This window comes from Stenotrophomonas sp. 17(2023) (assembly GCF_030345315.1).
Taxonomy (GTDB): Bacteria; Pseudomonadota; Gammaproteobacteria; order Xanthomonadales; family Xanthomonadaceae; genus Stenotrophomonas; species Stenotrophomonas acidaminiphila.
Map to the genome: position 1 here is coordinate 3,097,027 of NZ_CP128405.1, position 14,093 is coordinate 3,111,119.

The window sequence follows — 14,093 nt, forward strand, 5'->3', positions numbered from 1 at the left end:
GTTCAGTAGTTTTGAGCCACAAAGTGTAGCGCACCCGCCCGCCCGCGAAGCTGGCTACGCCTGCGTATGGGCTTGCCGATCGCGGTGTCTGGCGGACAGCACGCGACAGCGCAATGGCCGTTGCCGGGACAGCGGCGGACAGCCGCGACGCCCCGCACTGGCTTGCCCGCACGCCCCGGCACCGGCGTTGGCAACGGCAGCGCGCGGCCACTGCGGCGCGTGGCGGCGGAACAGCGTGTCCCGTCGGCACGCCCTGCCGCGGGCATGCAGGCAAAGGGCAACACTGCCGCGGCGGCGGGTCAGCGCGACGACAGCGGCCCGGGCCGGGGCTGCGGCAGGTTTGCGCACGGGTAGTTTTCGATATATCGTCATTGGCTTGTTCGATATATCGAAAACCCATGCCCGCCGCCTCGCCCAGCCCCCGCCAGCACCCCGCCGCCCGCGCGCTCGGCCGTGGCGATCTGCGGCTGCTGCTGTTGGCGCTGCTTGGGCAGGCGCCGCGCCACGGGTATGAGCTGATCCAGCAGGTGAGCGAGATGTTCATGCACGTGTACGTGCCCAGTGCCGGCTCGGTGTACCCGCTGCTGGCCGATTTCGAGAAGCAGCGCTGGGTGGTGGCCGAGGCCGATGGCGGCCGCAGGCGCTACCGCATCACCGCAACCGGGCTGGCGCAGCTGGCGCTGCACGCGGCCGAGGTGGAGGCGGCGCAGCGGCGCGCCCGTGAGCGCGCGCGCGCCATGGCCAAGGCCAGCCTGCCGCCGCCGGTGCGCGCGGCCATGCAGCGGTTGAAGAAGGCGCTGGTGGCGCGCAACGGCCGCTGGCAGGACGCCGATGCCGCGCACGTGGCCGCGCTGCTGGACCAGGCGGCCGCGCATGCGCACGGCGACGCGGCGAAAAACCGACTCTGACCCTACTTCTGAACTTCTGACGAGCCATCCCCATGTCATTGCACGAAAACCGACGGATTTCCCTGACCCCGCGATTCCGCCAGCTGCAGGTGCTGCGCAGTGAGCGCCTGACCCCGCACATGCAGCGCGTGGTGTTGGGCGGCGATGCCCTGGAAGGTTTCGACAGCCCCGGGCCGGACGACCACGTCAAGCTGTTCTTCCCCAATGCGCAGGGCGCGTTCGTGCTGCCGGAGCTGACCGCGCAGGGCCCGCGCTACCCGGACGGGCTGGCGCCCTCGCCCAGCCGCGATTACACCCCGCGCCTGCACGATGCCGCGGCCGGTGAGCTGGTGCTGGATTTCGTGCTGCACGGCCACGGCGTGGCATCGGGCTGGGCGCTGCGTGCGCAGCCGGGCGATGCGCTGGTGGTGGCCGGGCCCCGCGGTTCCTACCAGGTGGCCGACGACTACGACGCCTATGTGCTGATCGGCGACGAGACCGCGCTGCCGGCCATCGCCCGGCGCCTGGCGGAACTGCCGGAACACGCGCAGGCCGAGGTGCTGATCGAGATCCCCGAGGAGGCCGACCGGCAGCCGCTGCCCAGCGCCGCGCAGGTGCGCGTGTCGTGGCTGGAGCGCAATGGCGTGGACGCGGCCAGCAGCACCCTGCTGGAGGACGCGCTGGTGGATTTCGAAGTGCCCGACGGCGATGCGTTCTACTGGATCGCGCTGGAATCGCGGCGCGCGCGGGCGATGCGGCAGTTCTTTACCGGGCACCTGCAGGTGCCGGCCGACTGGATCCGCGCCACCGGGTACTGGAAGGCGCACCCCGGCGATGCCGACTGAGCCGCCCGCGCCACGACGCCGGCGCGGACGCGCGCTGCTATGCTGCGGGCAGTTGATCCGGTTGCCTGCCATGACCCCGCGCCCGCTGAACCTGCTGCGTGTTCCCGCCACCGCCGTGCTGCTCGCCGCCGGCCTGGGTGGCTGCCTGTCCACCCCCGGCCCGACGGTGGCCGGCGACGGCCGCTGCAGCGACACGCAGCTGCAGTGGGCGGTGGGCCAACCGGGCAACGAGGCCAACATGCGCCGGCTGGCGCGCGAGAGCGGCGCCGGGCTGGTGAATCCGATCGGCCCGGCCACCATCGTCAGCCGCGATATCCGCCAGGACCGGCTGCGGGTATTCCTGGACGCAGGCAACACCATCACCGCGGTGCGCTGCGAATAAGCGCCGCGCGGCACGACCAGCGACGAACGACGAACGAGCAAAGGCCCGCCCCCGGCGGGCCTTTTGCACATGGGCGATGCGACAATCGCGCCCGGTCATGACGGAACAGGCGGCAACGTGGGCAAGCTGACGATGGCGGTGATGGATACCCTGCAGGCACGCGTGGCCGACGATGGCCAGTGCGACACGCTGCTGGCCGGGTTTGCGCAGCCGCAGGCGCTGCGCGCGCCGCTGCGGGCGCTGGTGCAGGCGCAGCAGCAGCTGCTGCAGGCCGAGCACGAGGTGGCGCAGGTGGCCGACGTGCTGCGCCGCGACCAGAAGTACGCGCCGGCCGGGCGGCCGTCGATCCATATCGTGCAGCTGCGCAAGCAGCAGGCGGCCGCAAAGCAGGTAATGCTGATCGCGCGGCAGCGGCTGGCGCAGGTGGCGCAGACCTTCGTGCAGGCCAGCGGGCTGGCGCTGAAGCCGAAGCAGTCGCCGAGCGAGGCGGTGGTGGCGTGGCTGCAGGCGCTGCGCTGAGCCACCGCCGCCACCACGGCGCGGCGCCGATGCGGCCGCGATGAAAAGCACAAGGCCCGCCATTGGCGGGCCTTGTGCGTGTTGCCGGCCGGGACGTGCCCGGCGGCGGCTTACTCGGCCTTCGGGATCGAGGCTTCGGTGGTGATGCGCACCTTGACCTCGTCGCTGACCGCCGGGGCGTAGGCGCCCACGCCGAAGTCGCTGCGCTTGAGGGTGGTGGTGGCGTCGAAGCCCACCGACGGCAGCTTCAGCATCGGGTGTTCGCCGGCGCCGTTGATGGTGACGTCCAGGGTGACCGGCTTGGTGGTGCCCTTGACGGTCAGGTCGCCGGTGACGGTGAGCTTGTTGGTGCCGGCGGCTTCGACCTTGGTGCTCTTGAAGGTGGCGGTCGGGAACTTGGCGGCGTCGAAGAAATCGGCGCTGCGCAGGTGTTCGTCGAACTTGGCGGTGAAGGCGTTCAGGCCCGACAGCGGCAGGGTCACTTCCACGCTGGACTTGCTGACGTCGGCGGCGTCGTAGACCAGGGTGCCGTCGGCGTTGCCGAAGTGCGCGCTCGGGTTGGAGAAGCCCATGTGGGTCCACTGCACCAGCACGTCGGTGTGGGTCGGGTCGAGCTTGTAGGTGCCGGAGGCGACCTGGATCGGTGCCACTTCAGGCGCGGCCGGGGCGGCGGCTTCGGCCGGGGCGGCAGCGGTGGTGTCGGCCGGCGCGGCCGGGGCAGCGGTGTCGGCCGGCTTGGAGCAGGCGGTGATGGCGGCGGCCAGGGCCAGCGGGAGCAGCAGCTTGGTGACGGTGGACATGGGTGTCTCCTGGGATGCGGGATGAGAAGGCGGGAGCGGTCTTTTCAGCATGCCGGCGCAGGCGCGACGGCGCCGGGGTGGAGCGGTCAAACGATACGCGCGGCTTCGTCGAAGGACAGGCGCGGCAGGCGCGGGAACACGCCGGACGGATCGCCATGGCCCAGGTTGACGAGGAAGTTGGACTTGATGGCGGTGCCGGCGAAGAAGGCGGCGTCGACCTTGGCGTTGTCGAAGCCGGACATCGGGCCGGCGTCGAGCCCCAGCGCGCGCGCGGCCATCATCAGGTAGGCGCCCTGCAGGCTGCCGTTGCGGAAGGCGGCCTCGTGGCGGCCTTCGCGCGGGCCGTCGAACCAGGACTTGGCGTCGGTGTGCGGGAACAGGTACGGCAGCTTTTCGTGGAAATCCTCGTCGTAACCGACGATCACCGTGACCGGCGCGGCCAGGGTCTTGGCCAGGTTGCCTTCGGACAGGGCCGGGGCGAGCTTCTGCTTGGCTTCGGCGGACTTGACGAACACGAAGCGCGCCGGCGTGGAGTTGGCCGCGGTCGGGCCCCACTTCAGCAGGTCGTACAGCGCGCGCAGCTGGCTGTCTTCGACCGGGCGGTCCTGGAAGGCATTCTGGGTGCGCGCGGTGCGGAACAGCTGGTCGAGCGCGGCATCGGCAAGAACATCAGACATGGAAACTCCGTGATGGATTGGCTACGGTCGTGGCCTTGTGCGGGCAAGCCCCGGACAATGCCACCGCAGCAGAGGGCGCAGTGTAGGGCGTCGCGACTGTTGCAACACCCGGCCTGACTGAAACGAATTAATGCCACACGCGAAACGATCGACGCTTCCCTGGACGATCACCGACGGCCGCGCCGGCAACGTGCGCCAGGCCGTGGCGTTGGCTTCGGCGCTGCGCCTGGGCGGCCAGCAGCGGCTGCAGCTGGAGCCGCGCGCGCCGTGGCGCTGGCTGGCGCCGCGCACCCTGCCCGGCGCCGCACGCGGGTTTGGGGCGACCTTCGAACAGCTGGCCACCGGGCCGGCACCGGCGCTGGCGATCGGCTGCGGCCGCCAGGCGGCCGGTGCGCTGCGGGTGCTGGGCGGGCGTGGCACGCGCACGGTGCAGATCCTGGACCCGCGCATCAACGCCCGCCACTGGGACCTGGTGGTGGTGCCCGAGCATGACCACCTGCGCGGCGGCAACGTACTGACCCTGCTGGGCAGCCTGAACCCGGTGACCGACGACTGGCTGGCCTGCGGCCGCGCCGCGTTCGCCAGCTTCGAGCAGTTGCCCGGGCCGCGTACCGCGCTGCTGGTGGGCGGCCCCACCGACCATGCGCCGTGGCAGCAGGCGGAGATCGTGCCGGTGCTGCGCGAACTGGCCGCGCGCATCCGCGCCGAGGGCGGCAGCGTGCTGGCCACCACCTCGCGGCGCACGCCGCGGCCGGTGACCCAGGCGCTGCTGCATGCGTTCGATGACGTGCCCGGGGTGATCTGGAGCGACGGCGGCGACGGCAGCAACCCGTATGCCGGCCTGCTGGGCTGGGCCGACCGGGTGGTGTGCACGCCCGATTCGGTGAACCTGCTGTCCGAGGCCTGCGCCACCCGGGTACCGGTGGGCGTGCTGCTGGGCCAGCGCGCACAGGCGCGCATGCAGCGCTTCCAGCGCGCCCTGCGCGCGCGCGGCCGCCTGCTGGACGGGCTGGACGCGCTGCAGGCCGATCCGCTGCAGCCGATCGAACCGCTGCGCGAAACCCCGCGCATCGCCGCCGAGGTGAAGGCGCGGCTCGGCCTGTAACCCTTCCTTACGCCGCCCCTGCAAGGATGCGCCCCGATGATCCCCCGCCTTCCCGCGCTGTTGGCCCTGTGCGTAGCCACGCTGGCACCGGCCGCGGCCGCACAGCCGCCGGCCTGCGCCCCGCGCTACCCGCCGCCCACCACGATGGCGGCGATGTTCGACATGGCCGCGCTCACCGCCGACACCCTGGATGCCCTGCCCGGGGTGGACGTGGCCATTGCCGCGCGCGGCGGCCAGGACCTGAGCCGGTATGGGCTGCGCCACAGCCACCTGGCGTTGCTGCGGCGCGACGCGGCCGGCCGCTGGGAAGTACTGCACCTGCTCAACCGCTGCCAGGGCGGTACTTCGGCGCTGTATCGCGAGGGGCTGGTGAACCTGGTGGGCGAAAGCGCCATCCGTACCGACCTGCGCGTGGGCATTCCCACCGCCGCGGTGCGCGCGGCGCTGGCGCAGTTGCTGGAGGGCGACGCCGCGCCGGCACGTGCCCTGCACCAGCCGCGCTACAGCATGCTGGCCTACCCCGGCAGCACCGACTACCAGAACTCCAACCAGTGGGTGCTGGAAGTGCTGGCCGCGGCGATGGCACGGGCCGGCGACGGCCGCGTGCTGGACGGGCGCAGCGCGACGCGCGACTGGCTGCAGCACAACGACTACCGCCCCGCACGGCTGCACATCGGCCTGGGCAAGCGGCTGGGCGCGCGCCTGTTCGCCGACAACGTGGCGGTCACCGACCACCCGGCCAGCGAGCGCATTTCCGGCAACTATTCGGTGGTGACGGTCGAATCGGTGTTCGATTTCCTGCACCACCGTGGCGCGCTGGAGCGCGAGTTGAGCATTCCCCACCAAGGCGACGCGGCCCCCGCGCCCGCCCCTTCTTCCCCGTGACCCCAGGAAAGCCCCCATGAAGCCCTTGTCCACCACTGCCGCGCTGACCTTCGCCCTGGCCCTGCTGTTGCCCGGCGCCCCGGCACGCGCCGGCGACAACCTGAACACCTCCGACGTCTCGGTGCTGCTGGTCAGCGGCAGCGCGGTGATGGTGGTCTCCGGGCCGGTGTTCCTGTCGGCGGAGGGCATGAACCGCGCCAGCGAGCTGTCCAGGGGCAACAACGCGCCCGGCGACGGCCGCCGCCGGATCAGCGCCGGGCCGCTGCCGGACATGCAGGTCAAGGAGATCGCGCAGACCGCCGACGGCGGCCGCAGCGTGACCCTGGTGGACCCGCGCGACCCGGCGAACAGCGCGCGCCTGCAGTGGCCGCAGCGCGAGGACAACCCGGCCGCCAACTTCGTGCCCGGCCAGACCGTGGCCTTCACCGCCAGCCCGCGCGGGAGCGGCTGGATGCTGCGCGCCGAGGATGGCGCGGTGCTGACCTTCGTGCCGAGCATCGAGGCGGCCGACGACAGCCACAGCGCCACGCTGTAGGCCCGTACCCGGCCACCGGGAACGGGTGAAGGGCGGTAAAGCCGGCGGCCGGTACAATGCCGGCCCGTTGTCGCCTGCCTGTTCCGGCACCGCCACCCACTTTTCCCGCCCGCCGGCGGCCACGCCCCCTGGCGTTGCCGCCCGTTGCCCGTCTGCCGCCATGTCCCCGACGCCCCCGATCCGTTTCGCCCCGCTCACTCCCCTGTCGCTGCTGCTGGCCGTGCTGGCCATGGGCGCGGTGGTGCTGGGTTCGAACGTGCTGGTGCAGTACCCGATCAACGACTGGCTGACCTGGGGCGCCTTCAGCTACCCGGTGGCGTTCCTGGTGAGCAACCTGATCAACCGCCGCTTCGGCCCGCAGGCCGCGCGGCGCGTGGCCTGGGCCGGCTTCGCGGCGGCGGTGCTGCTGTCGGTATGGGTGGCCACGCCGCGCATCGCGATCGCCTCGTGCATGGCCTTCATCTGCGCGCAGCTGCTGGACATCACCGTGTTCGACCGGCTGCGCCGCGGCAACTGGTGGCGCGCGCCGGCGGTGGCCACCAGCTGCAGTGCGACCCTGGACACGGCGATCTTCTGGACCATTGCCTTCGCCGGTGCGCCGCTGCCGTGGGTGAGCTGGGCGGTGGGCGACTGGCTGGTCAAGCTGGGCATCGGCCTGTGCCTGCTGGTGCCGTTCCGCGCGCTGCTGTGGAAGATGGCCCCGGCGCGGATGTAGCGCGACGCGGGGCCGGCCGGTCGGTCAATCCGCCGCCCTGCCCGGTTCGAACGGCAGCCCCTGCGCAACCGCCGCGGCGGTGATCGCCGCACACGCGCTTTCGATCTCCGGGGTGGGCACGGTGATGCGCGGGCGCCGGTCCAGGGTGCACGACAGCCCGGCATCGAGCAGGGTGGCATGGGCGGCGTGCAGGGCGGTGGCGGTGGCCGGCGGCAGCCAGCCGCTGGCGGCCAGCGCATCGACCAGCCGCGGGGTTTCGCGCGGCCCGCACAGCGCCGGGTCGCTGGCCGCCCCGGCCAGCACGCCGGTCTGCAGCAGGAACTCCAGGTCCACCAGGCCGCCGGCGCCCTGCTTGAGGTCAAGCCGCGCGGCATCGCTGCGGTCCAGCTCGGCGCGCATGCGCGCGCGCATCTTCAGCACGTCGCCGAACAGGGTGTCGGCGTCGCGGGCGCGGCCCAGCGTGCTGCCGCGCACCTGTTCGAAATCGGCCAGCAGGCCGGCATCGCCGGCGACGCCGCGGGCGCGCACCAGCGCCTGGTGCTCCCAGGTCCAGGCGCGCTCGCGCTGGTACTCGGTGTAACTGGCCAGCGAGGACACCAGCGCGCCCTTGCCGCCGTCCGGGCGCAGGCGCACGTCGATGTCGTACAGGCGCCCGGCGGCGGTGACCGCCGACAGCAGCGCCATCACCTTCTGCGCCAGGCGCGCGAACCAGCGGCTGCTCTCCAGCGGGCGCCGGCCGTCGCTTTCCTCGGCCGCGGGCGGGTGGTCGTACAGGAACACCAGGTCCAGGTCGGACCCGAAGCCCAGCTCCAGCCCGCCCAGGCTGCCGTAGCCGATGATGGCGAAGCGCCCGCCGGGCACCTGGCCGTGCGCGGCGGCCAGGTCGGCACGCGCCATCGCCAGCACGGTGTCGACCACGGCGTCGGCCAGCTGCGCCAGCTGCCGGGTGCAGTCCACCGCGCGCTGGCGGCCATCGTGGAAGGCCAGCGCCATGCGGAAGCTCAGCGCCAGGCGCACTTCGTTGAGCGCGCGCAGCGCGGCTTCCGGGTCGTCGATGGCCAGCGCCGCGGCGCAGGCGTCACGCATTTCCTGCGGCTCCGGCAACGGCCCGGCCACGCGCGTGTCCAGCAGTTCGTCCAGCAGCAGCGGGAAGGCCACCAGGCGTTCGGACAACAGCGCGCTGCGCGCCAGTACGTTGACCAGCCGGGTAAGCGCGCTGGGCTGTTCGTCCAGCAGCGCCAGGTAGCTGGTGCGGCGCAGGATCGCCTGCAGCAGGCCGAGCACGCGCCGCAGCGCGGCATCGGGCTGCGGCGAGCGGGTCGCGGCGTGCAGCAGCGCCGGCAGCACCCGGTCCAGGCGCGCGCGCGCGGCGTCGGACAGCGATTTCACCCCGAGCGACTGCGCGAACTCGCGCAGCGACTGGTCGGCGCCGGTGGCGTCGGCGAAGCCGGCCTCGGCCAGCACCGCCGCGTCGCCACCGTCGGGCAGCACCCGCCAGTAGCTGGACAGGGCATCGGGCGCGGCCTGGCCGCGGCGTGGCGCCAGCAGCGCGGCGAATTCGGTGCCCACGCACTGGCGCTGCTGGTCCAGCGCCGCCAGCAGTTCGTCCCAGTCGGCGTGCCCCAGGCCCAGCGCGATGCGCAGGCGGTCGTCGGCATCGGCCGGCAGGCGGTGGGTCTGCGCGTCGCGCAGCATCTGCAGGCGGTTCTCCAGCCGGCGCAGGAAGCGGTAGGCATGGACCAGCGCGGCGCCATCGGCCGCATCCATCTGCCCGGACTCCACCAGTGCCTGCAGCGCCGGCAGCAGCCGCCGTTCGCGCAGCGCCGGCTCGCGGCCACCGCGGATCAACTGCAGCGCCTGGGCGAGGAACTCGATCTCGCGGATGCCGCCGGGGCCGCGCTTGATGTCGTCGAAGCGGTCGCTGCGCGCGACTTCGGCGGTGATCGCGGCCTTCATCTCGCGCAGGCCGTCGAGCGCGGTGAAGTCCAGGTAACGGCGGTAGACGAACGGGCGCAGGGTGTCCAGCCAGGCCTCGCCGGCGGCGATGTCGCCGGCCACCGCGCGCGCCTTGATCCACGCATAGCGCTCCCAGTCGCGGCCCTCGCGCTGGAAGTACTGGTCCATGCCGGCAAAGGACAGCGCCACCCGCCCGGCACTGCCGAACGGGCGCAGGCGCAGGTCGACGCGGTGGCAGAAGCCGTCGGCGGTGGTCTCGTCCAGCAGCCGGGCCAGGCGCTGGCCCAGCCGCGCGAAGTATTCCTCTGCCGCCAGCGCGCGCGCGCCGTCGGACTCGCCCGCCTGCGGGTAGGCGTAGACCAGGTCGATGTCGGAGGAGAAATTCAGCTCACCGCCGCCCAGTTTGCCCAGCCCGAACACCACCAGCCGCTGTGCGCTGCCGTCGTCGGCGCGGACCACGCCGTGGCGCTGGGCGAACTCCTGCTCCAGCGCGGCCAGCGCCAGCTGCAGGCAGTCCTCGGCCAGGCGGGTGGCGCCGCGCAGGGTGGCGTCGACGTCGTCGCGCCCGTTCACGTCACGCCAGACCAGCCGCGTGGAGGCGGCGGCGCGGTAGCGGCGCAGCTGCACCGGCCAGGCGCTGGGCTGCAGCGGATCCAGCACGGGCAACGGCAGCGGCGCGCCGGCGTCCAGTTGCGCCAGCAGCTCCGGCTGCCGGCACAGGGTGTCGATGGCGAAATCGCTGGCCAGCGCCAGCCGCCGCAGGCCGGCCTCGAAGTCCGGGGCCTGCGGCCATTGCGCCGGGTCCGGCGCGGCGAGCCTGAGGCGGGCGATGGCGCGGTCGAGCAGGGCGGCCACGGGCGGGGGCAGGTCGGGAGTCGGGAAGGTCATGGGCCAATTCTGGCATTGCCGGGCGCCTGCCCCACAGAAAGCGGAGGCGCTCGACAGGTCATGTGGGGCAGCATCATGCATCAATCATCAGGGAGAGCCGCATGCGCCCTCCCTCGACATTGCCGACGACGTGCTGTTTGCCGCCAAGGAGCTGGCACGCCGCGAGAAGAAGCCACTTGGCCAGGTGATCAGCGAGTTGGCGCGGCGGGCGTTCGCCCAGTCCGATGCGCCCTGGGACACGACCGGCGTGGCCGAACCCTTGGCCGATTACGGCATTCATCCGCTGCCACCACGCGGCGTGGTGGTCAGCAATGAACTCATCGATCGCCTGCGCGACGAAGAGGGCATCTGATGCGTGCGTTGCTTGACGTGAACGTGCTGATCGCACTGCACGACAGCGACCACGTCCACCATCACCCTGCCTCGGCCTGGCTGCGCACGCACATCGCGCATGGCTGGGCCAGTTGTCCACTTACCCAGAACGGTTGCCTGCGCATCATGTCCCAGCCCGGATACGCCAAGCCGCAACCGCTGGCCAGCCTGGTGAGCATGCTGGCGCGTTCCACGTCCACGCGCTTCCATGCGTTCTGGCCGGACGCCATCAGCGTGCTGGATCGCACGCATTTCCATCATGGCTACATCCACAGTCCGCGACAGTTGACCGGTCTGTACCTGCTCGCGCTCGCGGTGCACCACGGCGGGCGGCTGGTGACGTTCGACCGGCACATTGCGCTGAGTGCGGTAGCGGGCGCGCGGCCAGAGCACCTGGTGCAGTTGTAAGGCCGACCGCGGCACGGGGCACGGCACCGGGAGACCGCAAATAAAAAGCCCGCTGGCAGCGAACTGCCAGCGGGCTTTGCTCCCTCCCCCACGTCGGGATGCAGGGCGATCGTGCGGGGTCGGCGTACAAGTTGCACGCTGCAGTGCAAAAAATCCGGTGGCACCGCCCGGGGCCCGGAAACGGCCTGCGGCCGGTCCTGCCACCACCGCACCCCGGGGGCGAATGCCATCCCACGAAGGTAGAACACCTTCGGCGCCCGCCATCCGGGATAATCGGCCATCCCCACGAGCCAACGTCGTTTCCATGTCTGTAGAACGCATCCTGGACCCACGCCTGCGCGAACGGGTCGTCTCCGCCGAACACGCCGCCAGCCTGATCCAGCCGGGCGAAACCGTCGCGATGAGCGGTTTCACCGGTTCCGGCTACCCCAAGGCGGTGCCGCAGTGCCTGGCCCAGCGCATCGAGCAGGCGCACGGGCGCGGCGAGGAATTCCGCATCAACCTGCTCACCGGCGCCTCGACCGCGCCGGAGCTGGACGGCGCGCTGGCCAAGGTCGATGGCATCGCCATGCGCATGCCGTTCCAGAGCGACCCGGACGCGCGCAAGCGCATCAACGCCGGCAAGCTGGACTACCTGGACATCCACCTGTCGCACGTCGCCCAGCACGTGTGGTTCGGCTTCTACAACGAGATCGACACCGCGGTGGTTGAAGTCTCCGCCATCCACGCCGACGGCTCGCTGGTGCCGTCCACTTCGGTGGGCAACAACAAGACCTGGCTGGACCTGGCCAAGAAGGTGATCATCGAGGTCAACGGGTGGCAGCCGCTGGGCATGGACGGCATGCACGACGTCTACTACGGCACCGCGCTGCCGCCGCACCGCAAGCCGATCCCGCTGGTGCGCGGCGACGACCGCATCGGCCAGACCACGCTGCGCTGCGACCCGGACAAGATCGCCGCGGTGGTGCTGACCCATGCACCGGACCGCAACAGCCCGTTCAATCCGCCCGATGCCGACAGCCAGCGCATCGCCGGACACCTGATCGAGTTCCTCAAGCACGAAGTGGCGCGCGGCCGCCTGCCGGCCAACCTGCTGCCGCTGCAGTCGGGCGTGGGCAACATCCCCAACGCGGTGCTGGCGGGGCTGGCCAACAGCGGCTTCCGCGACCTGGAAGCGTTCACCGAGGTGATCCAGGACGGCATGCTCGACCTGCTGCGCGCCGGCGTGCTGCGCTATGCCTCGTGCACCGGCTTCGCGCTGAGCCCGGCCGCCACCGAGGAGTTCATGCGCAACATCGACTTCTACCGGCAGCGCATCATCATGCGTTCGCAGGAAGTGTCCAACCACCCGGAGCTGGTGCGCCGGCTGGGCTGCATCGGCATGAACGGCATGATCGAGGCCGACATCTACGGCAACATCAATTCCACCCATGTCATGGGCAGCAGCATCATGAACGGCATCGGCGGTTCGGGCGACTTCGCGCGCAACGGCTTCCTGTCGGTCTTCCTGAGCCCGTCCACCGCCAAGAACGGCAGCATTTCCTCGATCGTGCCGATGGTCAGCCACGTCGACCACACCGAACACGACGTGGCGGTGGTGGTCACCGAGCAGGGCCTGGCCGACCTGCGCGGCCTGCCGCCGCGCGCCCGCGCGCGCACGCTGATCGCCAACTGCGTGCACCCGGATTTCCGCGACCAGCTCAGCGACTACTTCGAGCGCGCCTGCCGCGACAGCTACGGCAAGCACACCCCGCACCTGCTGCCCGAGGCGCTGTCCTGGCACCAGCGCTGGCTGGATACCGGCACGATGAAGGCCTGAGGCCCACGCCTGCCGCACCGCATGAAGCCCGGGATTCCCGGGCTTCATGCGTTTGCGGGCGCGCCCGGCTCAGCCGGCGGTCTTGTCCTTGACCGTCGCGGTCTGGCCGTTGGCCTTGACGCTGTTGATGCCGGCTTCGCGCGCGGCCTGCGAGGCGTACAGCTGGCTGCTGCCGATCACCTGGTGGTTGGCCGCCTTGAGGTTGAAATGGTAACGGCCATCGCTGGCCGTCTTGCGCTCGTAGCGCGCGTCGTCGGCACTGTTCGCGCGTACCGAGGCGATGCCGTTCTCCGCCGCCGCGCGCGTGGTGTAGCGCTCGCTGCCCAGGATGACTTCGGCATTGCCGGCCTTGAGCACGAAGTGGAACTGGTCGTCACTGCTGCGCTGCAATTCGAACCAACCATTCATCGGGGTTCCTCCGCTGCTGGGGTTGCCGGCATGCGGGGCCGCGGCATGGCAGCCGCCCCGGTCCGGCCGGACGCCCGCAAAAAACCGGGCTGCTATGGCCGCGCGACACCACGGCCATGCCCCGAATCTACCTCATTGGCCACCGTGTTCGAGCCAGGCCAGCTTGCGCCCGCGCGGTTGCCGCTTCAGCTGCCACTCCGCGCGCGATGCGGCGGCACGGTCGGCGTACTCGCGGAAACCGAGCACGCGCAGCGGCGGATGCGCGCGCGTGTAGCGCGCGCCCTTGCCGGTCGCATGGGCCTGGAAGCGCGCCTGCACGTCGGTGGTGATGCCGGCGTAGTAGCTGCCGCCGCTGCACTCGAGCAGGTACAGGAACCACGAGCCGGTGGCCATGGCGCAGGCCCGCGTGGGTTACAGGCTGGCGGCGTCGGCGATCTTGCACATGCCCTCGCCCACCGCCTTGTTCGAGGTCATCTGCCCGCCCTTGATGCTGAAGCGCACTTCCACGCGGATGCTGCCGTCGTCCTGGCGGCGCACGGTGGTGCGCAGCGGCACGGTCGAGCCACCGCCACCACGCACCGGGTTCTCGGCGGCGATGTAGCCGGTGCGCTCGTTCGGCGACACCGAAACCATGCCCTCGGCCTCGATCGCGGCGACGGTCTTGCGGAAGGCTTCGGCGTAGCTCACACCTTCGTGTTCGGTCGCTGCCAGGAACTGCTTGCCGGTGGTGAAGCCGCCGGTCACCGAGAGATTCTGCAGGCAGCCGCTGCCCGAGTCCTGGACCTGCTTCTTGGCCATGGCCAGTGCCGGCACCAGCATCAATGCAGCAGCGACGGCGAAACTGAGGGTACGCATCATTCCTTCTCCCTGGTACGGTGATTGATCGGCTTCC

At 71.4% G+C, this 14,093-nt stretch carries 17 protein-coding genes; 11 read left to right on the plus strand and 6 right to left on the minus strand.

Annotated elements, in window-relative coordinates:
- Nucleotides 1–398 precede the first annotated feature (398 nt).
- The 4 genes from QQA12_RS13940 to QQA12_RS13955 all read left to right on the plus strand — a co-directional run bounded on the left by QQA12_RS13940 (nt 399) and on the right by QQA12_RS13955 (nt 2,633).
- A complete protein-coding gene (locus QQA12_RS13940; protein ID WP_226049624.1) occupies nt 399–908 on the plus strand; it encodes a PadR family transcriptional regulator in 510 nt (169 codons plus the stop codon).
- A 32-nt stretch (nt 909–940) separates the two neighbouring features.
- The gene (locus tag QQA12_RS13945) at nt 941–1,732 is read left to right on the plus strand and encodes a siderophore-interacting protein (RefSeq protein ID WP_226049625.1); all 792 of its coding nucleotides are present in this window, start codon (nt 941–943) and stop codon (nt 1,730–1,732) included.
- A 70-nt stretch (nt 1,733–1,802) separates the two neighbouring features.
- A complete protein-coding gene (locus QQA12_RS13950; protein WP_226049626.1) occupies nt 1,803–2,114 on the plus strand; it encodes a hypothetical protein in 312 nt (103 codons plus the stop codon).
- A gap of 117 nt (nt 2,115–2,231) precedes the next feature.
- Complete coding sequence (locus tag QQA12_RS13955; protein WP_226049627.1) at nt 2,232–2,633, plus strand: hypothetical protein; 402 nt, start codon at nt 2,232–2,234, stop codon at nt 2,631–2,633.
- A 110-nt stretch (nt 2,634–2,743) separates the two neighbouring features.
- Here QQA12_RS13955 and QQA12_RS13960 read toward each other — a convergent pair whose 3' ends face one another.
- Both QQA12_RS13960 and QQA12_RS13965 read right to left on the minus strand, forming a co-directional pair.
- Nucleotides 2,744–3,433 (minus strand): YceI family protein, encoded by a 690-nt coding sequence (locus QQA12_RS13960; protein ID WP_226049628.1) that lies wholly within the window; start codon nt 3,431–3,433, stop codon nt 2,744–2,746.
- Between the two features lie 86 nt (nt 3,434–3,519).
- Nucleotides 3,520–4,110 carry a malonic semialdehyde reductase gene (locus QQA12_RS13965; RefSeq protein ID WP_056932846.1) on the minus strand — a complete coding sequence of 197 codons (591 nt, stop codon included), beginning with the start codon at nt 4,108–4,110 and terminating at the stop codon, nt 3,520–3,522.
- Between the two features lie 130 nt (nt 4,111–4,240).
- Here QQA12_RS13965 and QQA12_RS13970 point away from each other — a divergent pair, with 130 nt between their 5' ends.
- The 4 genes from QQA12_RS13970 to QQA12_RS13985 all read left to right on the plus strand — a co-directional run bounded on the left by QQA12_RS13970 (nt 4,241) and on the right by QQA12_RS13985 (nt 7,350).
- Nucleotides 4,241–5,215 (plus strand): mitochondrial fission ELM1 family protein, encoded by a 975-nt coding sequence (locus tag QQA12_RS13970; protein WP_226049629.1) that lies wholly within the window; start codon nt 4,241–4,243, stop codon nt 5,213–5,215.
- A gap of 36 nt (nt 5,216–5,251) precedes the next feature.
- Entirely contained in the window at nt 5,252–6,100 is an 849-nt protein-coding gene (locus QQA12_RS13975; RefSeq protein WP_226049630.1) for a DUF2145 domain-containing protein, read from the plus strand.
- 16 nt (nt 6,101–6,116) lie between these two features.
- On the plus strand, nt 6,117–6,635 hold the full coding sequence (locus QQA12_RS13980; RefSeq protein ID WP_226049631.1) for a hypothetical protein: 519 nt from the start codon (nt 6,117–6,119) through the stop codon (nt 6,633–6,635).
- 160 nt (nt 6,636–6,795) lie between these two features.
- Nucleotides 6,796–7,350 carry a queuosine precursor transporter gene (locus QQA12_RS13985; protein ID WP_226049632.1) on the plus strand — a complete coding sequence of 185 codons (555 nt, stop codon included), beginning with the start codon at nt 6,796–6,798 and terminating at the stop codon, nt 7,348–7,350.
- A gap of 24 nt (nt 7,351–7,374) precedes the next feature.
- On the opposite strand, the gene glnE is transcribed toward QQA12_RS13985, so the two are convergent.
- Nucleotides 7,375–10,194, minus strand: a complete 2,820-nt coding sequence (gene glnE, locus QQA12_RS13990) for a bifunctional [glutamate--ammonia ligase]-adenylyl-L-tyrosine phosphorylase/[glutamate--ammonia-ligase] adenylyltransferase (RefSeq protein WP_226049633.1) — start codon at nt 10,192–10,194, stop codon at nt 7,375–7,377.
- Between glnE and QQA12_RS13995 the strand changes: the two genes are divergently transcribed.
- The 3 genes from QQA12_RS13995 to QQA12_RS14005 all read left to right on the plus strand — a co-directional run bounded on the left by QQA12_RS13995 (nt 10,193) and on the right by QQA12_RS14005 (nt 12,793).
- Nucleotides 10,193–10,546 carry a hypothetical protein gene (locus QQA12_RS13995; RefSeq protein ID WP_198421471.1) on the plus strand — a complete coding sequence of 118 codons (354 nt, stop codon included), beginning with the start codon at nt 10,193–10,195 and terminating at the stop codon, nt 10,544–10,546. The two genes, glnE and QQA12_RS13995, sit on opposite strands and share 2 nt — an antisense overlap.
- Nucleotides 10,546–10,974 (plus strand): TA system VapC family ribonuclease toxin, encoded by a 429-nt coding sequence (locus QQA12_RS14000; protein WP_226049634.1) that lies wholly within the window; start codon nt 10,546–10,548, stop codon nt 10,972–10,974. The genes QQA12_RS13995 and QQA12_RS14000 overlap by 1 nt, the downstream gene beginning before the upstream one ends.
- A 304-nt stretch (nt 10,975–11,278) precedes the next feature.
- Nucleotides 11,279–12,793, plus strand: a complete 1,515-nt coding sequence (locus tag QQA12_RS14005) for an acetyl-CoA hydrolase/transferase family protein (RefSeq protein ID WP_056932486.1) — start codon at nt 11,279–11,281, stop codon at nt 12,791–12,793.
- Between the two features lie 69 nt (nt 12,794–12,862).
- Here the strand turns inward: QQA12_RS14005 and QQA12_RS14010 are convergent, their stop codons facing one another.
- From QQA12_RS14010 to QQA12_RS14020, 3 genes are all read right to left on the minus strand, one after another.
- Entirely contained in the window at nt 12,863–13,201 is a 339-nt protein-coding gene (locus QQA12_RS14010) for a YegP family protein (RefSeq protein WP_054667735.1), read from the minus strand.
- A 132-nt stretch (nt 13,202–13,333) separates the two neighbouring features.
- Nucleotides 13,334–13,594: a GIY-YIG nuclease family protein gene (locus QQA12_RS14015; RefSeq protein WP_054667736.1), complete on the minus strand. Its 261-nt coding sequence runs from the start codon at nt 13,592–13,594 to the stop codon at nt 13,334–13,336.
- Nucleotides 13,595–13,612: 18 nt separating this feature from the next.
- A complete protein-coding gene (locus QQA12_RS14020; protein ID WP_152985094.1) occupies nt 13,613–14,056 on the minus strand; it encodes a hypothetical protein in 444 nt (147 codons plus the stop codon).
- Nucleotides 14,057–14,093 lie beyond the last annotated feature (37 nt).